General features: G+C 65.1%; 22 protein-coding genes and 2 pseudogenes. 10 read left to right on the plus strand and 14 right to left on the minus strand.

Features of this window, described 5'->3' with window-relative positions; all coding sequences use genetic code 11:
- Positions 1-61: 61 nt before the first annotated feature.
- Entirely contained in the window at positions 62-262 is a 201-nt protein-coding gene (locus AC066S_RS10005) for a hypothetical protein (protein ID WP_478269548.1), read from the minus strand.
- Positions 262-471, minus strand: coding sequence for a hypothetical protein (locus AC066S_RS10010; RefSeq protein WP_126258647.1), 210 nt, complete (start codon positions 469-471; stop codon positions 262-264). The genes AC066S_RS10005 and AC066S_RS10010 overlap by 1 nt, the downstream gene beginning before the upstream one ends.
- Before the next feature lie 193 nt (positions 472-664).
- Between AC066S_RS10010 and AC066S_RS10015 the strand changes: the two genes are divergently transcribed.
- Positions 665-949 (plus strand): hypothetical protein, encoded by a 285-nt coding sequence (locus tag AC066S_RS10015; RefSeq protein ID WP_478269549.1) that lies wholly within the window; start codon positions 665-667, stop codon positions 947-949.
- A 184-nt stretch (positions 950-1,133) separates the two neighbouring features.
- Here the strand turns inward: AC066S_RS10015 and AC066S_RS10020 are convergent, their stop codons facing one another.
- The 4 genes and pseudogenes from AC066S_RS10020 to AC066S_RS10035 form a co-directional block, all read right to left on the minus strand.
- Positions 1,134-1,334, minus strand: a complete 201-nt coding sequence (locus tag AC066S_RS10020) for a hypothetical protein (protein WP_126258649.1) — start codon at positions 1,332-1,334, stop codon at positions 1,134-1,136.
- A gap of 527 nt (positions 1,335-1,861) precedes the next feature.
- Positions 1,862-2,620, minus strand: coding sequence for a Crp/Fnr family transcriptional regulator (locus tag AC066S_RS10025; RefSeq protein ID WP_126258651.1), 759 nt, complete (start codon positions 2,618-2,620; stop codon positions 1,862-1,864).
- A pseudogene (locus tag AC066S_RS10030) lies at positions 2,620-3,873 on the minus strand (sensor histidine kinase); the annotation flags it as partial. The pseudogene AC066S_RS10030 and the gene AC066S_RS10025, both read right to left, overlap by 1 nt.
- Before the next feature lie 126 nt (positions 3,874-3,999).
- A pseudogene (locus tag AC066S_RS10035) lies at positions 4,000-4,575 on the minus strand (chemotaxis protein CheB); the annotation flags it as partial.
- Between the two features lie 387 nt (positions 4,576-4,962).
- On the opposite strand from AC066S_RS10035, the gene AC066S_RS10040 reads away from it, so the two are divergent.
- Positions 4,963-5,391, plus strand: coding sequence for a response regulator (locus AC066S_RS10040; protein WP_126258653.1), 429 nt, complete (start codon positions 4,963-4,965; stop codon positions 5,389-5,391).
- 471 nt (positions 5,392-5,862) lie between these two features.
- On the opposite strand, the gene AC066S_RS10045 is transcribed toward AC066S_RS10040, so the two are convergent.
- Positions 5,863-6,645, minus strand: coding sequence for an SDR family NAD(P)-dependent oxidoreductase (locus AC066S_RS10045; RefSeq protein WP_126258654.1), 783 nt, complete (start codon positions 6,643-6,645; stop codon positions 5,863-5,865).
- Between the two features lie 148 nt (positions 6,646-6,793).
- Between AC066S_RS10045 and AC066S_RS10050 the strand changes: the two genes are divergently transcribed.
- The 5 genes from AC066S_RS10050 (at position 6,794) to AC066S_RS10070 (ending at position 11,632) form a co-directional block, all read left to right on the plus strand.
- Positions 6,794-7,969, plus strand: coding sequence for a zinc-dependent alcohol dehydrogenase (locus tag AC066S_RS10050; protein WP_478269550.1), 1,176 nt, complete (start codon positions 6,794-6,796; stop codon positions 7,967-7,969).
- A gap of 12 nt (positions 7,970-7,981) precedes the next feature.
- Positions 7,982-8,551, plus strand: coding sequence for a hypothetical protein (locus AC066S_RS10055; protein WP_126258656.1), 570 nt, complete (start codon positions 7,982-7,984; stop codon positions 8,549-8,551).
- Positions 8,532-10,136, plus strand: a complete 1,605-nt coding sequence (locus AC066S_RS10060; protein WP_478269551.1) for an alpha-amylase family glycosyl hydrolase — start codon at positions 8,532-8,534, stop codon at positions 10,134-10,136. Before AC066S_RS10055 ends, AC066S_RS10060 begins: the two co-directional genes overlap by 20 nt.
- Positions 10,137-10,277: 141 nt before the next feature.
- Entirely contained in the window at positions 10,278-10,463 is a 186-nt protein-coding gene (locus AC066S_RS10065; protein ID WP_478269552.1) for a CsbD family protein, read from the plus strand.
- Entirely contained in the window at positions 10,460-11,632 is a 1,173-nt protein-coding gene (locus AC066S_RS10070; RefSeq protein WP_478269553.1) for a DUF305 domain-containing protein, read from the plus strand. The genes AC066S_RS10065 and AC066S_RS10070 overlap by 4 nt, the downstream gene beginning before the upstream one ends.
- Before the next feature lie 12 nt (positions 11,633-11,644).
- Here the strand turns inward: AC066S_RS10070 and AC066S_RS10075 are convergent, their stop codons facing one another.
- From AC066S_RS10075 to AC066S_RS10085, 3 genes are all read right to left on the minus strand, one after another.
- Positions 11,645-12,253, minus strand: a complete 609-nt coding sequence (locus AC066S_RS10075; RefSeq protein WP_478269554.1) for a cysteine hydrolase family protein — start codon at positions 12,251-12,253, stop codon at positions 11,645-11,647.
- A gap of 164 nt (positions 12,254-12,417) precedes the next feature.
- Positions 12,418-13,107 (minus strand): glutathione S-transferase family protein, encoded by a 690-nt coding sequence (locus AC066S_RS10080; RefSeq protein WP_126258661.1) that lies wholly within the window; start codon positions 13,105-13,107, stop codon positions 12,418-12,420.
- A 122-nt stretch (positions 13,108-13,229) separates the two neighbouring features.
- Positions 13,230-13,376: a hypothetical protein gene (locus tag AC066S_RS10085; protein WP_259211489.1), complete on the minus strand. Its 147-nt coding sequence runs from the start codon at positions 13,374-13,376 to the stop codon at positions 13,230-13,232.
- Between the two features lie 152 nt (positions 13,377-13,528).
- On the opposite strand from AC066S_RS10085, the gene AC066S_RS10090 reads away from it, so the two are divergent.
- Positions 13,529-13,741 carry a hypothetical protein gene (locus AC066S_RS10090; protein ID WP_478269555.1) on the plus strand — a complete coding sequence of 71 codons (213 nt, stop codon included), beginning with the start codon at positions 13,529-13,531 and terminating at the stop codon, positions 13,739-13,741.
- A 5-nt stretch (positions 13,742-13,746) separates the two neighbouring features.
- Here the strand turns inward: AC066S_RS10090 and AC066S_RS10095 are convergent, their stop codons facing one another.
- The gene (locus AC066S_RS10095) at positions 13,747-14,412 is read right to left on the minus strand and encodes a DUF429 domain-containing protein (protein ID WP_478269601.1); all 666 of its coding nucleotides are present in this window, start codon (positions 14,410-14,412) and stop codon (positions 13,747-13,749) included.
- Between the two features lie 1,207 nt (positions 14,413-15,619).
- On the opposite strand from AC066S_RS10095, the gene AC066S_RS10100 reads away from it, so the two are divergent.
- Positions 15,620-16,945 (plus strand): vWA domain-containing protein, encoded by a 1,326-nt coding sequence (locus tag AC066S_RS10100; RefSeq protein ID WP_478269556.1) that lies wholly within the window; start codon positions 15,620-15,622, stop codon positions 16,943-16,945.
- A 112-nt stretch (positions 16,946-17,057) separates the two neighbouring features.
- Positions 17,058-18,398: an RtcB family protein gene (locus AC066S_RS10105; RefSeq protein ID WP_478269557.1), complete on the plus strand. Its 1,341-nt coding sequence runs from the start codon at positions 17,058-17,060 to the stop codon at positions 18,396-18,398.
- Between the two features lie 71 nt (positions 18,399-18,469).
- On the opposite strand, the gene AC066S_RS10110 is transcribed toward AC066S_RS10105, so the two are convergent.
- The 3 genes from AC066S_RS10110 to AC066S_RS10120 all read right to left on the minus strand — a co-directional run bounded on the left by AC066S_RS10110 (position 18,470) and on the right by AC066S_RS10120 (position 20,768).
- Positions 18,470-19,654, minus strand: coding sequence for a serine hydrolase domain-containing protein (locus AC066S_RS10110; protein WP_478269558.1), 1,185 nt, complete (start codon positions 19,652-19,654; stop codon positions 18,470-18,472).
- A gap of 69 nt (positions 19,655-19,723) precedes the next feature.
- Positions 19,724-20,416 (minus strand): GNAT family N-acetyltransferase, encoded by a 693-nt coding sequence (locus AC066S_RS10115; protein WP_478269559.1) that lies wholly within the window; start codon positions 20,414-20,416, stop codon positions 19,724-19,726.
- Positions 20,417-20,420: 4 nt separating this feature from the next.
- Entirely contained in the window at positions 20,421-20,768 is a 348-nt protein-coding gene (locus AC066S_RS10120; RefSeq protein ID WP_018646107.1) for a Lin0512 family protein, read from the minus strand.
- Positions 20,769-20,841 lie beyond the last annotated feature (73 nt).

The raw sequence follows: 20,841 nt of genomic DNA on the forward strand, positions 1-20,841 counted from the left end.
CGTGCTCCGGCAAAGTCGGCTTTCCGACCAACCCGGCGCGCAGCGTGCGGTTCCCGAAACGCTACTGACGAACCACGTCCGGTGGCGCATCGAACTTCGCGATGCGCCGGTCCAGCCGCCACAGCTCGATGCGATGCACCAGCACGAGCGCGGCGGCCTCCCGCTTGGCCTGTTCGTCGTCGTCGCAGACCAGGTTGATGCATCCGAACACGCGCCCGTCCGGATCGATCTGGAAGGCGCGGTAATGCTTGAGGCTCCCCACTAGGATGGTCCTCGTCTCGGGGAGACCGGCGCGCTCAGCCAGTCCGTCAGGCTCGAGGTGATCTCGTTCTGCTTGGCGCGTTGCAGCAGCATCTCGCGCTCCCTGCCCGGTGGCAGGCTGCGAGCGCGCTCGCGGGCGCTTTCGGCAAAGGCTGCCAACCGCTCCTGAAGCGATTGGGTCTGTTTCCTACGGTTACGTTTGACGCTCATCGGACTTTCACAGCGGATTTCGGATGGAGGAAATCGGCCTCGCAGCTTCCGCCGCGAGAACCGGTTCCAGCATTTCAATAAGTTAACGCTGCGTGATTTTGCGGAACGCCCCCGCTTATGACCGCCGCTTTGCACTGCGCCGGAACCGAAATGCTGATTCGTATGTTCAAGAACGACCTGAAGGAGGATCATGATGGCGAAAGTAGCACGGAAGCGGCCGGGCTCACCGATCGGCCGCAAGGGACCACGCAAGGCCGATCCCGCGTACAAGCGCCGCGCGCGGCAGCCCTGGACGCCCGCGGACGTGAGCAAGTTGAAGCAGCTTGCGAAAGGCAACACGCCCACCGGCGTGATGAGCATCAAGCTTCAGCGCCCGGTCGCGGCCATCCGCAGCAAGGCACAGCGCGAAGGCATCTCGCTGCGGCCCGCCAACCGTTCGCCCTACAACCGCCGAACCAAGGCGGCGAAGCGGCGTTGACGACAGGCACCGCCGGGTGACAACCGGACACAACGGGGAACGATGGACGTGGCGCTCATTTTTCCGGTTTCTGCCCACGACATCAGCGCATCGGTACGCGCCGACATCTAACCCGTTCCCGGCGCGTGCACCTCACACCCCCGCGCGTGCTACGGCTTTTCCGCGCCGCAACACGCGACGTCAGTCAGTCCGGCGGCTGCAGGCCGGGTGAGCGCAGCCATTCGCTCATCTGAGAACCGGTCTCGGCCTGACGTGCCTTGCGCAACATCTCGTCACGGGCCGCCCCTGGCGGAAGCGAATCTGCTTCTTCGCGCAGCCGCTCAGCCTCAGCAGCCAACCGCGCCTCGAGCGGATCCGTGTGCCTGGATTTGCGCCGCGTCAACATGAACGTTCTCCCTGTTCGTCGGAGCGCGCCGTTGCGTTCTCGGTTCGGTCACGCCACGCCGGTTCGGCGCGGCGAACCGACAACGTTCCCGAGGCGGAACGGTTGCCTGCGTTCCGCGAAAAAGCCGTCGTCCCGCCGTCTCACGCAGCTGCCGAGAGCTATTTGTCCTGATTGTCGCGGTGAGCCCTGATCTCCGTACGGACCATGGCGCTTTCCATGACAGCCAGACGCAGATCGCCGAGGATTTGATCGTGACGCTCCATGAGTAGCCGACGCTGCTCCCGCAGCGTGCGGCTGTCATCGATCGCGCGAGTTGCGCGAGATATCAGGGCATCAGGCATGGCGCCATACTGACATGCCAGCAGAAGCGCGCATTTAAGCAAGTTACTCAAATTGAGCCACCGGCTGAAAATGAGCGCGATGAGGCCCTATATCTTCAGCGTCGATTGCTCTGGTCAGCCTCTGTTGCTAGTGCACAGACCGGAGAATCCGGCCGCGCCGGCGCCCGCTCCCGCCGATCAGCGCCATCATCCGTGCTCTCGGCCGCCCCGATACAGTCGCAGATAGCTCGGCGAGAACAGGGCCGTGCTCTTGAGCGCGTCGATATCCCTGATCACCAGCGTACGATCGCGCAGCACGATCAGCCCTGAGGCGCGCAACTCCTGCAGCGTGCGATTGAGATGAACCACCGACAGGCCGGTGGCGTCCGCCAGATCCGTCTGCGTCACCGGCATCGCGCAGCTGTTGCCGTCGACCATTCCGACGGGGCGAAGCCGCTCGAAGATCTCGCAGAACAGGTGCGCGACGCGCTCGAGCGCGGCGCGACGGCCGAGATTGATGACCCATTCGCGCTGGATCGCCTCGTTGACGAGCATCTCGCACAAGAATGCTTCGGCAAGCGAACGGTCGGCGGCCAGCAGGCTGTCGAAGCGCGCGCGCTTGATCTCGGCGTAGACGACCGGAGTCAACGTGGCGATGGAATGGTCCATGGTCGAGAGCAGGAACGCATGAGAGTCGCAGCTCTCGCCGGGAAAGATGAAGTTGACGATCTGGCGCCGGCCGTCCTCGAGCGTCTTGTAGCGGCAGAGCCAGCCCGACAGCACGATGCGGACGCTGTCGACAGGATCGCCCTCGGAGATCAGGTCCTCGCCGGCTCCAGCGCGCTGCAAGCCCTCGAGCATCGCATATTCAAGCGAGGCGCGCGCTTCCGGCGACAGCGGTCTCAGCGCGTTCAACCGGCGAATCGCCGGTTCCAACACGCTGCGATCGGCAGTCGATAAGGGCATCAGTCAACCGCAGAAGGGGTGTGGAAGGAGCCCTTGCTCAATGGAATCGCGATCGTGCATTGCAGCCCCCCCGAATTGAAGGCCAACTTGGTTTCGCCCTTCAACTCGAACGCCAGCGTACGCTCGAGAAGCTCGATGCCGAAACCCTTTCGCGGTGGCGGCGGCACCTCGGGCCCTCCACGCTCCCGCCATTCGAACATCAATTGTGCCGGCGCCGTGCTTTCGTCAATGCGCCAGGAAACGTCGATGCGGCCCGACGGCTGGCTCAGCGCACCGTATTTCAGCGCGTTGGTCGCAAGTTCGTGAATGGCAAGTGCGAACGTTTCGGCGGCCTTGGGCTGGAAGCGCACCTTCGGGCCGGAGACCCGCATCTGTTCGCCTTCGCGCGCATCATAGGCCAGCAATTCCTCGACCACGAGATATTCGAGGTCGACGCCGCCATCGGGATCGCGGGTGACCAGCGTCTGGGTCCGGGCGAAAGCATTCAGCCGGCCGTCGAGATGCGAGGCATATTCCTCCACCGTGGAGCTCGTCTCCGCCGAGCGGCGGGCGATCGAGCGGACCACGCCGAGCGTATTGCGAACCCGATGCTGAAGCTCGGCCAGCAGCAGCCGCTGTCGCTCCTCGGCGCGGGTCATCGCCGTGACGTCGATGAAGGTGATGACGATGCCCGCGATGAAATCGTCGACGCTGCGGTAGGGCAAGACCCGCGCGATATATCTCTTGCCGTCGTCAGGCGCCGTCAGCTCGCGCTCGGCGCTAGCCAGGGTGCGCATCACGCGGCGGACGTCGTCATAGAGCTCCTCGATCGGAACGCGCGCCTTGATGTGAGAGATGGGACGGCCCGCATCGGTTTCCACCAGGTGCAAGACCTGCGTGATCGCGGGCGTGAAGGTCATCACCCGCAGATCGTTGTCGAGGAACACGGTCGCGATCTGGGTGCTCTCGAGGAAGTTCTTGAGGTCGCTGCTGGCGCGGGTCAATTGCCGGACGCGGTGCGCCAGCTCGCCGTTGACGGTCGTCAGCTCTTCGTTGACAGATTGCAGCTCTTCGCGTGACGTCTCGAGCTCCTCGTTGGCGGACTGAAGCTCTTCGTTGAGCGATTGGTATTCCTCGTTCGAGGATTTCAGCTCCTCGTTCGTGCTTTCGAGCTCCTCGATGGTGGCCTGGAGCCGCTCACGCGTCGCGCGCAGCTCGCTCTCGAGCCGCTCGACATGCTCGGTGCGAATAACGGTGTTGGGCTTGCTGTTGTCGTCCGCGACCGATGGGGCCGGTCCGTTCTCGAACAGCGAGGTCGCAGCGGCCGCGGGCACCTCGTCGAACCCCTGCTTCTCCTCCAGGCGGCGCAGATGGCGGGCATAGACCTGGATGTGCTCGGGAATGTCTTCCGGCGGCAGCACGTAGTCCGCAATCGCCGCCGGCGTGTTGGCATTGAAAGGGTCCGACGTCTCGCTCGCGACCTTCTCGGCGATGGCAAGGCCGCCGTGGTCCTTGAGCGTGGCCGTGCCCAGCGCGCCGTCGCCGCCGGTGCCGGACAAGATCACACCGACGGACTTCTCGGCGCGCTCCTCCGCCAGCGACAGCAGGAAGCTGTCGATCGAGGCGCGCTCGCCGGGCGCCTGCTCGGCCTTGCGGATCGCGAAACGCCCGCCCTGGATCGTGGTGATCGTGCCAGGCGGGCACAGATAGATCCTGCCGCCTTCGATCGGATCACCATGGCCGGGATCGGACAGCCTGCCGCCGCTTGAGCTTTGCACGATCCGGCGCAGCCGAGCCTCGTCGAACGCTTCGTGGTGCTGAAGCGCCAGCACGACCGCCTGGTCGGTGCCCAGGGTCAGCTTGGCGAAGAAGCGCTCGATGCTGTCCAGCGCGGCCGGTGAGGCGCCAACGCCGATGACAAGTGGGGACCTGGTCTGGCGCTCTCCTTCGGCTGCTTGCTCGCCCACTTCAGTCATGGACCGGGTAGCTCTCTCACTGGCCGGCACCAACGGGTGCCCGGTGCCTGCAAATAGCAGAAATCAGCGGGATCCCAACAGTTCAAAGATAACAAGGGCACAGAGCCTCCTTCGATGTTTCGCGACCTCTCAGCCCTGGGGTGGAGCCGCGTGGCATCTCGCCGGCTGGGGCGGCGCGCGGCCTTCAGGGCTCCGGCCATGCCGGCAGATCCGGCGGCAGGCGGCTCAGGATCTGCTTCAGCGGCTGGGTCGCTCCCGCCGAGCCACCGATCACGATGATATCGCGGTTGCTCATGGAACCCGTTTTCGATTGCGTCGTTTTGCAACCAAGGCGGCGCCCCGTTTTATGTTCCTACGGGGCGAAGCGGAGGCTGAGGCATCCTAACGATGTTGCGTAAATCATCCGGGCAGCCTGCGCCTCTCGCCGGGCGCAGGGTCTTCGTGGTCGAGGACGAGTATTTTCTCGCCGACGACATCAGCGAGACATTCCGGGCGCTGGGGGCTGAGGTGGCAGGTCCCGCCGGGCATATCGAGGACGCTTTCAAGATCCTGCGCGACGGCAGCACGCTGGATGCCGCGGTCTTGGACGTGAACATTCACAACGAGATGATCTTTCCGATCGCCCGCGAGCTAAGGGCACGCAAGGTGCCGTTCGTGTTCACCACGGGATATGAAAGGATCAACGTCGGCCCGGAATTTCACGACGTGCCGCTGATTGAAAAGCCGATCGACCTTGCGGCGATGGCGCGGAAGCTGGCGGCGCTGATTGCCGATCGCCGGGACGAACAAGGCCCGGGCACGATAAGACCTGGATAAGACTTGAAGACCTGGATGAGAAAGATTTGGATGAGACTTGGCAGTCAGAACAGCCGCGCGAAGGCGAGCCAGGCGGTGACCGCCAGGCACAGGAGAACCGCGGCGTAAGGCAGCGCAACGCGCAAGACAGCCTCCCGGCCCCTTAAGCGCGATGGGATGAGGAGACTAGTCATCGCGCTCCAGGTTATTGCTTGAGCATGATCTTTCCGGAAAAGCGCTGCGCACTTTTCCGGATCATGCTTTAACTCATCATCATCCAGACGAGCGCGCCCATCATCACGAGAAAGCCCGTAATTGCGGTCGCGACAAAGGCCTGTTCGATGCGATCCATTGCCCCGGCCCCTATCCGGCGGGTGCAGCTTGACCGGCTCGGGGCCCGACCGCATTAGGGTATGTGAATCGGCCCCCGGCGCTTTTTCGTCAAATGCCGAGGGCCGTACCTGCCGCCACGGATAGCAGCGGAGCGCTACGTCACGATTTCGCCGTGCCTGGCTCGGCCATCTTGCGATGCTGCCTGGCCAGCATCTCGTTCGGCGTGATGTTAGCGACCGTGGTCTGGATCTTGTTCTTCAGGCCGGTGACGATGTCGGCCTCTCCGCGCAGCATCGCATCGAAACCGGCCTTGGCGACATCGTAGGCGCCGTCCTTCTTCTCGGCGCCGACCTTGGTGTCCATCATGCCGGCGCGGCGGAAGAACTCGGTGTCGGTCGCGCCCGGCATCAGGCAGGTGACGGTGACGCCGCTGTCGCGCAGCTCCTCACGCAGCGCGAACGAGAACGAGTCCAGAAACGCCTTGCTGGCATTATAGGCGGCCTGGAAGCTGCCCGGCGTGAAGCCGGCGATCGAGCCGGTGATCAGGATGCGCCCGGCTTTGCGGCGGAGCATCTCGTTGCCGACGCGGTGGATCAGATACAGCGTGCCGGTGATGTTGGTGTCGATCAGGTGCTTCACCCTGGCAAAGTCCTGGTCGAGGAAGGCCTTGCCGAGGCCGACCCCGGCATTGGCGAGCAGCGCATCGATCGGCCGGTCGCCGACCGCGGCGCACAGCTTATCGACGCCTTCGGTGGTGGAAAGATCGGCCTCGACCGGCTCTACGCTGCCGCCGAGCCGGCGCAGATCGACGGCCACCCGTTCGATCTGGGGTTCATCCGCGGCGATGACGAGGTTGAAACCGTCCTTGGCACAGCACCTGGCGAGCTCCAGGCCGATGCCGGTTGAGGCGCCGGTGACGACGGCGAGCTGATTGGCGGGCATGACACATGTCCTTGAGATGGGATGATGACGCCCAATCACTCCGCCGCCATCTCGTTCCAAGATGCGGCGTGAAGAATCGCACGCCGCTTAGCAACCATCGTTCATTCCTGGACTTAAGTGCCAACTGGTTCAGCCGAGAGGACGAAAGATGAAGGCGCTGGTTTGGCACGGCAAGGAGGATATTCGCTGCGACACCGTCACCGACCCTGAGATCCAGGATCCGCGCGATGCCATCATCAAGGTCACGAGCTGCGCCATCTGCGGCTCCGACCTGCACCTGTTCCACAATTTCATTCCCGGCATGCTGCCCGGCGACATCATGGGCCACGAGACCATGGGCGAAGTGGTCGAGGTCGGCTCCGGCGTCGACGGCAAGCTGAAGAAGGGCGACCGGATCGTGGTGCCCTTCACGATCATTTGCGGCGAATGCGACCAGTGCAAGCGCGGCAATTTTTCGGTCTGTGAGACCACCAACCGCAAACGCCATCTCGCCGACAAGGTGTTCGGACACACCACCGCCGGCCTGTTCGGCTACACCCACCTGACCGGCGGCTATCCCGGCGGCCAGGCCGAATATCTGCGCGTGCCCTATGCCGACGCGACCCACATCAAGGTGCCCGCCGGCATTCCCGACGAGCAATTGCTGTTCCTCAGCGACATCTTCCCGACCGGCTGGCAGGCCGCGGTGCAATGCGACATCGAGCCGACCGACACGGTCGCGATCTGGGGCTGCGGCCCCGTCGGACAGATGGCGATCCGCAGCGCCATCCTGCTCGGCGCCAACCAGGTGATCGCAATCGACTGCCTGCCCGAACGGCTGAGCATGGCGGAAGCCGGCGGCGCCACCACGATCAACTTCGAGATCGAGAGCGTATTGGAGCGGCTCCAGGAGCTGACCGACGGCAAGGGCCCGGAAAAATGCATCGATTGCGTCGGCATGGAATCGCATGTGATGGCATCGCTGCCCGATACGCTGCTCGACCGCGCCAAGCAGATGGTGATGGCGGAGAGCGACCGGCCCCACGTGCTGCGCGAGATGATCTATGTCTGCCGTCCCGGCGGCATCATCTCGGTGGCCGGCGTGTACAGCGGCTTGTCCGACATGCTGCCCATGGGCGCCTTCATGAACAAGGGCCTGACGATGCGGACCGGCCAGACCCACGTCAACCGCTGGACCGACGATCTGCTGCGCCGCATCGAGGACGGCGAGATCGATCCGTCCTTCGTCATCACCCACACCGTCCCGCTCGAACAAGGGCCGGAGATGTACCAGGTGTTTCGCGACAAGCGCGATTCCTGCGTCAAGGTCGTGCTGAAGCCCTGAAGGAGCAGACCCATGTTTCATTTCTCCAACATCGTGCGCACCAAGGGCGACCCCAAGATCCTCGAGGGCGGACCAAGCCTGAAACAGCCGGTGGATCAACTCGCCCGCGCGCTGGGCTGGTTCAGCATTGGCCTCGGCGTCGTCGAGCTGTTCGCGCCGCGGCGCGTCACGGAAACGCTGGGTATGGAGGGCCATGAGACGATGGTGCGGGCCTTCGGCGTCCGCGAGATCCTGGCCGGGATCATGTCGCTGTCCGTGGACAAGAATGCCGGGCTGTGGGCCCGCGTCGGCGGCGACGGCCTCGATGCCGCCGCGCTGCTGTCGGGGCTGACGCCTGATAATCCCAAGAAGGGCAACATCGCGCTGGCGCTGCTAATGGTCGGCGGCATCGCCATGCTCGACTACAGGGCCGCGCAGGATACCAAGCCGCGCCGCCCTCCGCGCGATGCACGGCGCAAGCTCTACCCGAACCGCAGCGGTTTCCCCAAAGGCATCGAGAGCATCCGAACTGCGGCGCGACAGATCGCAGCGCATGCGGGTCAGAACGAGGTGAAGCAAGGTGATGAGCGTCGAGTCCCCTGACAAATCTGCGTGGTGGGAATCCGCCGTCATCTACGAGATCGCACCGATCTCCTTCCAGGACTCCAACGGCGACGGCAGGGGCGACCTCGCCGGGCTGATCTCGCGCATCGACTATCTGAAATGGCTCGGCGTCGATGCGGTGTGGCTGACGCCGATCTACAAGAGCCCGTTCCGCGATCTCGGCTACGACATCTCCGATTATTGCGCGGTCGACCCCACCTTCGGCAGCCTCGAGGATTTCGACCGCCTGCTCGCGGCGTTGCACGGCAAGGGCATTCGCCTCATTCTCGACCTCGTCCCCAATCACACCGCCAACGATCATGCCTGGTTCGTCGAGAGCTCGAGCTCGCGCAACAGCGCCAAGGCCGATTGGTACATCTGGGCGGATGCGGCCGAGAATGGCGGGCCGCCCAACAATTGGCTGAGCCGTTTCGGCGGCAGCGGCTGGGAATGGTGCGAGGCGCGGCGGCAATATTATTATCATTCGTTCCTGGTCGAGCAGCCCGACCTGAACTGGCGCAATCCGCAGCTGCGCGCCGCGATCGCCGACGTCATGCGGTTCTGGCTCGACCGCGGCGTCGACGGCTTTCGCGTCGACGCCAGCGCGGTCCTGATCAAGGATGCGCTGATGCGCGACAATCCCGCCAAACCCGACGCCGAGGGCAAGCCACCGCCGCAGCGTCAGACGCCGGTCTTCACCGACGACCGGCCGGAGACGATGGATTGCATCGAGTTCATCCGGAGCGTGATCGACGAATATCCGGAGCGCATGCTGTGCGGCGAGGTCCAGGGCAAGACCGACCGTATCGGCCACTTCTACGGCAACGACAAGCCGCGCCTGCATCTGCCGCTCAATTTCGCGCTGCTCGATTCGCGGTGGGACGCGCTGTCGCTGCAAGCGACGATCGATGCGTATTTCAATGCGATCCCGGAGCATGCCTGGCCGGTCTGGGTGATCGGCGGCCACGACAAGCAGCGGGTCGCCAGCAGGATCGGCGAGGCCCAGATGCGCGTACTGGCGATGCTGCTGATGACCTTGCGCGGAACGCCGTTCTTCTTCATGGGCGACGAGATCGGCCGCAAGCGCGTTCCGATTCCGTCCGACCGCGTCCGCGACCCCTTCGAGAAGCTGGTGCCGGGCTATGGCCTGTGCCGCGATCCCGAGCGCGCGCCGATGCGGTGGGACGACAGTCCCGACGGCGGCTTCACGACCGGCCAGCCATGGCTGCCGCTGGAGCGGCCTGACGGCGCGGCCAACATCGCCACGCAGCAGCGCGACGAGCGCTCGATCGTGGCGCTGTTTCGTGCGCTGATGGCGCTGCGGCGCGAGCATGCTTGCCTGCGCCGGGGCGGTTACGAGCCGCTGCGTTCGCAGAACGACGTTCTCGCCTACAAGCGGACCGATCGCGGAAACGGATTCCTGATCGCGCTCAACATCGCTGCCGAGCCGCGGAGGTACCACTGGCAGGGCCGCGGCCGCCTGTTGATGTCGACGCACCTCGACAGGCCGCCGGAGCCGTTGCCGGACGCATCCATCCTGCTCCGCGGCAATGAGGGCGTGATCATCGCAATCGAGGCGCGCTGACCGCAGGAACCATCGGCGCATCAGCGCGTCTGATCAACGCCTCCGACATCCCCCCTGCCGGAGGCGGACTGCGCGAACCGCGGCCCCGGCGCTCGCCGCCTTCAGGCGCCGGGGCTGGCGGCGGGCCAAGGGAGGCAGCTCATGAGCAAGACCAAGACGAGGGGTCTTCGGCAACGGATCGTCGGCAAGACCAGGCAGGCCGTCGGCGAGATCGTCGGCGACCAGGATCTCCACGATGACGGCAAGGCGCAAGCCGAGCGCGGGCGCGACGAACAGGACCAACCGAGCGAGCTCAATCCACTGAAGCAGCTCAAGCAGCTGACGTGAACGCGAAACCGCGACCAACGCTCTCCGATACGGCACGGTACGCTGGCGGAGGCGCGTCGCGGCTCGCGCGGCAACGACGCTCGCGCTGGATCGCCGCCGCCGAGCTCGGCCTGATCAGCAGCACGTTCTCGACGCTGGTCAGCCAATTGTTTGCCGCCCGCATCGGCCGCGACGCCACGGTCGACTGGATGACGGTCGCCGCCATTCCCGCGCGCGACTGGGCCCTCAGTGCCGAGCCGTCGTGGAGCGCGATCCTCGCCGGCATCGCCTTTCATCAATGGGCGGACTTCTCCTGGGCGCTGGTGTTCTTCGGCGTGCTCGGGCGCTGGACCGCGGAGTTGCGGCCGCGAACGATCCTGCTGCTTGCGCTGCCGTGGGCGGCATTCACCTCGAGCGTGGAATGGTTCGTATTGGTGCCGCTGTATCCGTTCTGGCAGCCGCTGTTCACGCTGCAACAGCCCTACTGGATCGGACTTCTGGTCCATACCGCTTCTGCCGTGATGTATCCCCTGTTCGCCCGGCTGCGCTGGGCGCGCGGCCATGCGCCGGCGCGCGACATCCGCTTCACCAATGCCTGGGCCACCGGCGCGGTGGCCTTCACGGTGCTGCTCGGCGCGACCGCATTGTTCGGCAGCCACGGCTACGAGCCGCCGTGGATGGGCCGCGACAGGGATGCGGACCAGGCCTATATCCGTCACATGACCGCGCATCACGCCCAGGGCATCGAGCTTGCGCGGATCGGCGCAGAGCGCGCCCAGGACCCGCATCTGCGCAAGCTTGCGATGCTGATGGTCGCGAGCCAGGCCGGCGAGAGCAGGATTTTCGAGAACTGGTGGCTGAGCTGGTTCGACACCGAGATGCCCGACTGCAGCACGGAGGAACGCGCTGCCATGCCCGGCTACTTGACGCCGGCCGAGATGCGAGCGGTCAAGATCGCACCGCCCGATCAATTCGATGCGGCCTTTGTCGAGGCCATGAGCAGGCATCATGCCGGCGCGGTGAAAATGGCCGACCGGATGTGGCAGAGCCGCGGCGATCTGCGCCTGCGCGTCATGGCGCATGCCATTCGCCACGAGCAGCAAGGCGAGATCGCGCTGATGCACGGCATGGACGGCGTTGCAGCCGTCGCCACCGCGTTCCGCAACATGTTCGGCGACAACGTCAATTGAGCTGATAGCACCCTACTCGCGCCAGAACTCGGTCAGCTCCTCCGCGGTCATCAGGTCGACCTGACCGTGGAAGCGGGTGCGGTACATCGTCATGAGCGCGTCGTGCCCGACGTCGGAGGAGCTGCACAGCGCGTCCTCGACGATCACGACCCTGAAGCCGAAATCGACGGCGCTGAGGACCGTCGAAAGCACGCAGACGTCGGTCTCGGCGCCCGAGATCACGACCGTGCCGACCTTCTTGTCGACCAGCCGGCCCGCGAGGCCGGGATTGCTGAAGGCGGAATAGGCCGGCTTGTCGATCATTGCAGCCGGCGGAACGAACTTGCTCAGGGCGGGCACGAGCTCGAGCGCGGATGGCGGAAGATGCCTGCGGGTGGCCTGGTGCCAGCGGCGAAAATAGTTCTGCCATTGCCCGGCACGGTCTTCCGGATCCTGCGGCGTGATGAAGCGCGTGAAGATCGTTCTGGTCTGATAACGCGCAACGATCGAGGCGATCGTCGGCAGGACGCGCTCCATCCAGGGTGTCGCCCACAGACCGCCGGGCGCGAAAATGTTCTGCATGTCGATGCAGAGGTGAACGGCATCCCTGATCTCGGCGACATCCGACGCACTGTTTCTCATGGTCCTCCACCGGCGAACGCATGGCCGCGGCACGTCCGCGGCGGGCTCACTGACTGCAAATGCGATTCCGACGGCCATCGTTCCGCATGGATGCGGTCGGTGATCCCGCAGATGAGGCCCGGATATGCCATCGCCCGGCCGGGAGGTCTTTGGAGTGCGCGGGCTCAGGCATACCCACGCTGCACCGCCGGACGCGCGAGGCCCCGCTCGAGCCAGGCACCGACCGATTTGAACTGGGTGAACTCGACGAGATCGCCGGCGCCATAGAAGCCGATGAGATTGCGCACCCAGCCGAGCATGGAGATGTCGGCGATGGTGTAGTCGTCATCCATGAACCATTGCCGGCCGGAAAGATGCGCGTCCATCACGCCGAGCAGGCGCCTGGCTTCGGCGACGTAGCGGTCGCGGGGCCGCTTGTCCTCGAAATCCTTGCCGGCGAATTTGTGGAAGAAGCCGACCTGGCCGAACATCGGCCCGACGCCGCCCATCTGAAAATGCAGCCACTGGATGGTCTGGTAGCGGCGCGCGGGGTCCTCAGGCAGCAGCTTGCCGGTCTTCTCCGCGAGGTATTGCAGGATCGCCCCGGACTCGAACAGCGGCAGCGGCCTGCCGCCCGGACCGTTGGGATCGAGGATCGCCGGAATCTTGCCGTTCGGATTGAGCGAGAGGAATTCAGGCGTCCTCTGGTCGTTCTTGTCGAAGTCGACCCGATGCGCCTCGTAGGGAAGTCCGATCTCCTCCAGCATGATCGAGACCTTGACGCCGTTCGGCGTCGGCAGGGAGTAGAGCTGAAGCAGCTCGGGATGCCTGGCCGGCCAGCGCTTGGTGATGGGAAAAGCGGATAGATCAGACATCGGCACTCCGGCTGTTCGTGAGATGCCGCCCAATCTAGGCGAGCGGACGAACGACGCAAGGCCGACCAATTGTCTGGAAGATCGCTGGGGGAGGAGGAAGATCGGTAGGGCCCTTGAAGCGACTAAGGCGGCAGCGTTGCGATCCTGACGACCGGGGTCATGGTTTCATGCTGCAGTCGATACTGGATGAACCATTGCCCCGTGATCAGCAGCGCAGCCGTGAAGGCAGCCGCGAGCGTCGCGGTCGCCCATTGGCAGACATCGTACATGGCATTTGTCCCTCAACTCCTTCGGCCTAAACGCCAAGCTCACGTGCCGCGTTCCGACGTCGACCGAAAATTTTGCCAGTTTTTCCCGCCTCCGCAGAGAGCCCCTGCGATGTTTTTAGGGACCATCGAGCAGCTCTGCGCGTTGTGACGGGATGAACATCGAGAAGCGCGCCCTGCTCGACCACGCACAGCGCTGTCGCCGCGTTGCGGACGATCTCGCCCATCGCGAAGCCGCGCGGCGGTTACGGGCCATGGCCGATGTCTACGAGGCGCGAGCAGCACAATTGGCCGACGAAGATGGCTCCTCGAAGCCGGACCGTCACGAGCGCAGCCGCCTTGCCGATACAGGCGATCGGCAGAATTGATCGGTTCAATAGTTGATCTCCATCCGCAGTCCGCGCGGATCGAAGTCCTCGCCACCCACGCGCTGCGTGCTGTCGCGCGCTGCGACCGCGCAGGCACAGGCATCGATGAGATCGTCGCGACCGATGCCGGTGCCGTGGCGAAGCGTCAGCCATCTTTCGACCTTGCTGAAGCCGCGGTCTCTCAGCAGCGCAACGCGCTGCTCGCGGCCTAGCTGCGACGTCTTCGGCGCGAGCCGCACGCGCCCTGCCAGATTCCAGAACACCAATTCCGGATGCGCTTCGCCGATCGTCGCCTGCCGCGCCGGCGTCATGACCTCGTCCACCTCTCTGATCTTGTCCCTGATATTCCAAAGCTGCGCCGACACGCCCCTGCCCTTGCCCTCGTGCGTCCAGTAATGGCGATTGGCCGTGGCCATGTGCGGGAATGTCCAGAGGTCGCGGCGCGCACCGAGAAACACGGCAGGGCCGATCAGCTCGCGGGCGCGCAGATCGCAAGCGCGATAGCCGCTCGAATTCAATCCGATCGGCATGTCGATCATCGCGCGCGCATGCGGCAGCGCGAGCAGGCGCGTCAGGCGAGGTGAATAATCGAAGCCGTGATCGCCGCGCTCGTCGATCCAGGCCGCGACCCAACCGAAACGAAATCCATCGAGGCCGAGATAGTTCGGCACCTCATGCATCCGTCATTTTCAATTTCCTTAGCGACCATCGCTTGACATCCGCAAGTTGCCGGCGTATGTCCCGCGCCCTCGCAAGCACTTCCGTTTGCGACAGACACCATGAACCGAGCGATGCTGAACCGCTACGAAAGAATTGTCCGCATGCCGAATAGCCCAAAGCTATTCGACTGCGCATGCCCGGCTCATGGGAGCGATCTTGCCTGACCGCAAGATCGATCGTCCGCTTCTCACGGACCCTCCCGAGCCTGCCGCTCCGGAGGGTTTTTTATTGCCCGCCGCGCGGCCCAACCGAACAACCCGGCATCGGCCGGAACGGGAGACCCGGATCCCGGGGCTCGCGCTGAGAAGGCGCGTGCCCAAGTGCGCGGGGCCTGCCGGAGGGAACGAGGCGATGAGCCGGACACCGATGGCAGAGCGAACCCTTAGGGTTCGCAAGATGCGGCGCGTCGACAGCGCCGCGATAGAATTTTTGTAACTCGTTTTGCCGCTTTCATCGCGGCTCAACCGACGCTGGTGGTGAAGATGTCGGATACTTCTCCACACGGCAAAGCGGGTATGCCTCCCGCCTTTGACACACGCACCGGGATGCGGCCTCGGAAAAGGTACGCACGCGGCCCGGCGCAGGTCCATCCGCAAGGACGGTCCTGTGTTGTCGTCACTGAAGCCGATATCGCCCGTTCCCCAGCGTACCCCTCAACGGCCGGTGCGAAAGCATCGGCCTGGCGGTGGTGAAGATGTCTGTTACTTCGTGGTAAAGGCGCGAGAGCGCCGAGCAGGTTCGACTCCTGTGCGCCGAAAGGCGGTTGGCCCGCAAGGGCAGCAACAGCATCGATCGTTCCCCGCCAACCCATCACGGTCCGTGGTGAAGATTTCTGTTACTTCGCTTATCACGCGAGAGGTCGCGGGTTCGAATCCCGCCCGGTGTACCATGCACCGGTAGCTCAGTGGCCAGAGCGCTTTCCGGCAAGCTGTCGCTTGCCGGGTCACAGAATCGCCTGTTCCCGGATCGTGTCCCCTTAGCCACCGCCGGTGGTGAAGAGCGCTGTTACTTCGTGAATCACACTGTCGAAGGTTCGACTCCTTCCGGACGAAAGTCCGTAGCTCAGCGGTAGAGCATGTGGAGCCCCTCGTGGGCAGAGCAGCCTCGCTTGTTCCCCGGCACCGTTTCCACGTCCCATCAACCCAAGAGGAGGCCATCATGGTCAGGCTCAACAAGATCGTTCGCGCCTTCACGCGGGAGGGCGCGCGCGCCGTGCGCTTCACGCCCGAGATGGAGCTGAAGCGCGCGCTGATGAACTGCCTCCTGTGGGAGGACCAGTTCTATGAGGACGGCGTCGCGATCGCCGACCGCATCAAGGCGCTCGTGCCCAAGGTCGCGCCTGCCAAGGTCGCGCAGCTCGCGATCGAGGCGCGCGAGGCGATGAAGCTGCGGCACGCGCCGCTGCTGGTCATCCGCGAGATGGCGCGGAGCGAGAAGCACCGTGCGCTCGTTGCCGACACGCTCGCCCGGGTGATCCAGCGGCCCGACGAGATGACGGAGCTGCTCGCGATCTACTGGGCGGATGCGCTCGGCCCTCAGCAGCAGCGCAAGCGTCAGCCGGTCTCGGCGCAGGTCAAGAAGGGTCTTGCCCGCGCGCTGACCAAGTTCGACGCCTACCAGCTCGCCAAGTGGGACCGCGACGGCGCGGTGCGGATCAGGGACGTGCTGTTCCTGGTGCACGCCAAGCCTAGGGATGCCGAGCAGGCCAAGGTGTGGAAGCAGCTCGTCGACGGCGAGCTCGCCTCTCCCGACACCTGGGAGGTTTCCCTGTCGGCCGGCAAGAACAAGCGCGAGACCTTCGAGCGGCTGATCGCCGAGCGAAAGCTCGGCGGCCTCGCGCTGCTGCGCAATCTGCGGCTGATGCAGACTGCGCAGGTCCCGCGCGAGACCATCGCAGGCGCGATCGAGGCGATGCGGACGGATCGTATCCTTCCCTACCGCTTCATCACGGCGGCGCGCTATGCGCCGGACTTCGAGCCCGAGCTCGAGGCTGCGATGCTCAAGTCGGTCAAGGACCACGTGCGGCTTCCGGGCCGGACGCGGCTCCTGATCGACGTCTCGGGCTCGATGTTCGCAACCCTCTCCGCGCAGTCGGAAATGACGCGCGCGGAGGCGGCGTGCGGCCTTGCCATCCTGGCGCGCGAGATCTGCGACGAGGTCGAGATCTTCACCTTCTCCAACGAGGTCGTGAAGGTCCCGCCCCGCCGCGGCTTCGCGCTCAGGGATGCGATCATCAACTCGCAGCCGCATGGCGGGACCTATCTCGGCAAGGCCGTGACGGAGATCGACCGCAAGGGCGATCGCCTGATCGTCTTCACCGACGAGCAGAGCCACGACCAGGTGCCCGAGCCCAGGGCGCGCGGCACCATGGTCAACGTGGCCTCGTATCAGCACGGTGTCGGCCACGGCGCCTGGACCCGCGTCAACGGCTTCTCTGAGGCCGTGGTCGCGTGGATCGCGGCGTCGGAGACGGCGTTGCACTGATGCGCACAACGACAGCGGCCCCGGACGCAAGAACTGCGCCCGGGGCTTCAGAACTCTCGGAAATGATCCGCCGGCCCGTTATGGTGCGAGCGGAATGACAAGGACTACGACCATGCGACGACCCGATCCCTACATGGAACGCGCGCGCGAGCTCTGCCTCGCCGCCGGTGTCAATCCCGACTCGCGCGTCGGCGAAGGACGCGGCCAGCCGGCCTGGTGCCTGTACAAGGACGCCGCGCGCAAGGAGCATCTGGCCCGCGAGGCCAATGCAATCGCGAGCTCGATCGCCGAGTTCCGAATGCAGGACGCCCGCTTCCAGAATGCGCCGCTGAAGGTGTTCGGTCCGCACGAGGACGCGACGATCGCGCAGATGCGCAACTGCATGGCGGTCGGCAACGTCGTCTCCGGCGTGATCTGCGCCGACGGCCATCTCGGCTATGCACAGCCGGTCGGCGGCGTCATTGCCTATGAGAAGCAGATCAGCATCTCCGGCGTCGGCTTCGACATCGGCTGCGGCAACATGGCGGCCCGGCTCGATACGCGCTTCGACGACATCGCGGGCCTCGTGCCCACGATCATCCGCGACGTCGCCAGGACGATCCCGTTCGGCGTGGGACGTGCCAATGCCGAACGGGCCGAGCACGACCTGTTCGACGACGGCGATGCCTGGCGCGAGAGCGACATGGAGGCCTACCGTCAGAAGGCGGTGAGCCAGCTCGGCACGGTCGGATCGGGCAACCATTATGTCGACCTCATGCGCGACGAGGAAGGCTTCGTCTGGATCGGCGTCCACTTCGGCAGCCGCGGTCTCGGCCACACCTCCGCGACGCGCTACCTCAAGGCCGCCGGCGGCAAGGACGGCATGAACGTCCCGCCCGCCGTGGTCGACGAGGACAGCGAGCTCGGTCGCCGCTACATCGCGGCGATGCAGCTCGCCGGGCGTTACGCCTATGCGGGCCGCGAGTGGGTCGTCGAGCGCGTCCGCCAGATCATCGGCGGCAGCGTCACCGAGAGCGTGCACAACCACCACAATTATGCCTGGCGTGAGACCCACGACGGCAAGGATCTGTGGGTGGTGCGCAAGGGCGCCACGCCGGCGTTTCCCGGCCAGAAGGGATTCGTCGGCGGCTCGATGGGCGACGACGCCGTCATCCTCGAAGGTGTCGACAGCGCGGAAGCCAAGGCCTCGCTCTATTCGACCGTGCACGGCGCCGGCCGCCTGTTCGGACGACGGGAGGCGAAGCGGCGCTTCTCGCGCGCGGAGATGGACCGCTGGCTCAACGAGCGCGGCGTCACCTTGATCGGTGCCGACCTCGACGAGAGCCCGATGGCCTATCGCCGCCTGCCGGACGTGCTGGCGCAGCACGCTGGCACCGTGAAAGTGCTGCACACGCTGCGGCCGTTCGCCGTCGCCATGGCCGGCGAAGGCGAGTTCGATCCGTGGAAGGATTGATGCGAAACCGCGGGCGGGAGGCGGTGCCTCCCGCTCGTTTCGTTTCATCTTAAGCGAGACCGCCCGCTTCGTCAGCCTCCGACGGCCTGATAGGCCAGGCGCTTGAACTCGAAGAAGAACGGATTCCAGAAGCCCATGTAGCGCTGCGCCATCAACACGCCGGCGGTGTTGGCCTCAGGACAGATCCACCAATGGGTGCCGGCAAGGCCGCCCCACTGGAATTCACCGGTCGAGTTCGGCGGATCGAACGGCGTCGGCGCGAAGGTGACGGCGCCGCCAAGACCAAAGCCCTTGCCGGGGATCGGCCCGAGAGTGGCGAAGCGGATGGTCTGCCCCGCCGCGAGTTGGTTCGTCATCATCAGCCGCAGCGTCTCCGGCTTGAGCAGCGCATCCGACCCGGGCAACAGCGCACAGACCAGCGCGAGCATGTCCGGCAGGGTCGAGACCAGACCGCCGCCGCCCGAGAGCCTCGGGAACGGCCGCCGATAGGCCTGCGGAAAGGGAAGATCGTCGGCGCGCGTCAGGCCCGGCTTCATGGGGTCGAGCACGTCGGCGCCATTGTAGAGCGCGACCAGCCTGCCCTGCTGTGCCTCGGGAACGTAGAAGCCGGTGTCGGTCATGCCCAGGGGATCGAAGATGCGCGCCTTGAGGAAGGCATCGAGGGATTTACCCGAGACGACCTCCACGACGCGGCCGAGCACGTCGGTGGCGACGGAATATTCCCAGGCCGTGCCGGGATGATAGGACAACGGCAGATCGGCCAGCTTGTCGATCATATCGGAGAGCGGCGTCAGCGGATTGAGCACGCGCGCCTCGTTGTAGCCCTTGAACAGCACCGTGCCGGGATCGAAGATGCCGTAGCTGAGACCTGAAGTGTGGGTCAGGAGCTGGCGGATCGTGATCGGGCTCTTTGCCGGCTCGACATCGGCAAGGCTCGAAGCGCCCGGCTTGAGCACCATGCGATTGCCGAGCTGCGGCAGGAATGTCTCGACCGGATCATCGAGCCCGATGCGGCCCTCCTCGACCAGCAGCATGATCGCGGACGTGACGAAGATCTTGGTGTTGGAGAACGCGCGGAAGATATGGTCGGGCCGCAGCACGGCGTTGGCCTCGCGGTCGGCAAAGCCGACGCATTGCTGGTCCACCACCTCGCGCCCGCGCAGGACGGCCCAGGATGCGCCCGGAATGATCTCCTGATCGACATAGCGCTGCATCGCCGTCCGCGCCGCGGAAAAATCAGGTGTCCTGGCGTCCATGTATTCCCCCCAATTGTGTTTGGCATCGATATAGCGCGAATTCGCGGGAAATGAAGCCCACCGCGCAGCTCATCCCTGTTTCATCAGCACTGTGACGTGCAGGCGACGCCGATTCCGCATGCCCTGCCGTTGGTACAGGGCAATCGCGGACGTATTGTTGGAAAACACGTGCAGGAACGGAATCTCGCCGCGCGCCTCGATCCGCCGCGCGACCGCCGCGAGCAGCGCCTGCGCATAGCCGCGCCCGCGATAATCGGGATGCACGCAGACGGCCGTCATCTCTACGAATTTGCCCGGCTTCATCCGCTCGCCCGTCATCGCAACCAGCTCGCCGCCGGCGCGGATGCCGAGGAACGTGCCCAGCTCATGGGTGCGCGGCGCGAACGGCCCGGGCTTGGTCAGCTCCGTCAGCGCCATCATCGCGGGAACGTCGGCAGCACCCAGCGTGACGATCTCGGCATCGCGAAGCGGGCTGTCGGCCGGCGAGCCGATCATCTGCTCGCCAGTCTCGGCCAGCACGACCTTGAACCCTGAGGGCATGTCGACCGGCTCCGGCGTGAACAGCGCGGCGACCTGCGTGCCCGACAGGAGATCGCGGAGCGCGGCAAAGCTCGCCGCGGACATGTCGGCCATGTCCGCGAACGGCGTCATGTCGACGGGATAGCGCAACGCCCGCGGGCCGCCCTCGGCCAGATGCTTCTGGCTCGTCGTCAGCGCGCTCCAGATCGGACGATCCAGCAGCGCCTCATCGCTGTCGGACACCGGTCTAATCCTTGTCGAAGCTGACGATGACGGCGGCGTTGGCGATGAGGATGGGGTCGTTGGCCACTTCCGTGGCCGAGGGAATCTCCAGCCCGCCCTTGACCGCGGTGACGGTCACGGTGCCGTAAGGCAGCTCCTTGGCCACGGCTTCCTTGTCCACCGCCTCAGGGTTGGGGACGCCGATCGTGACGTCCACGAACATGTCGTTCGCGGTCTTGCCGATCATCCGGAAGAAACCGAGGCTGGAATGCCGGATCGCGTCCGACACCGCCCGCTTCGCCGCCTTGGTGGCGTCCCTGCCGTGGACGTCGACGCCCATGCCCATCTCGGTGACACAACGAACGCGGGTCATTTCATATTCCTGTGGTTGATTTGGTGGTTGCGAGTGTGGGTGATCGGAGAGCGCGAGACAAGTGCGCCTCTCA

The sequence above is a fragment of the Bradyrhizobium sp. CFUWI genome (assembly GCF_056429085.1).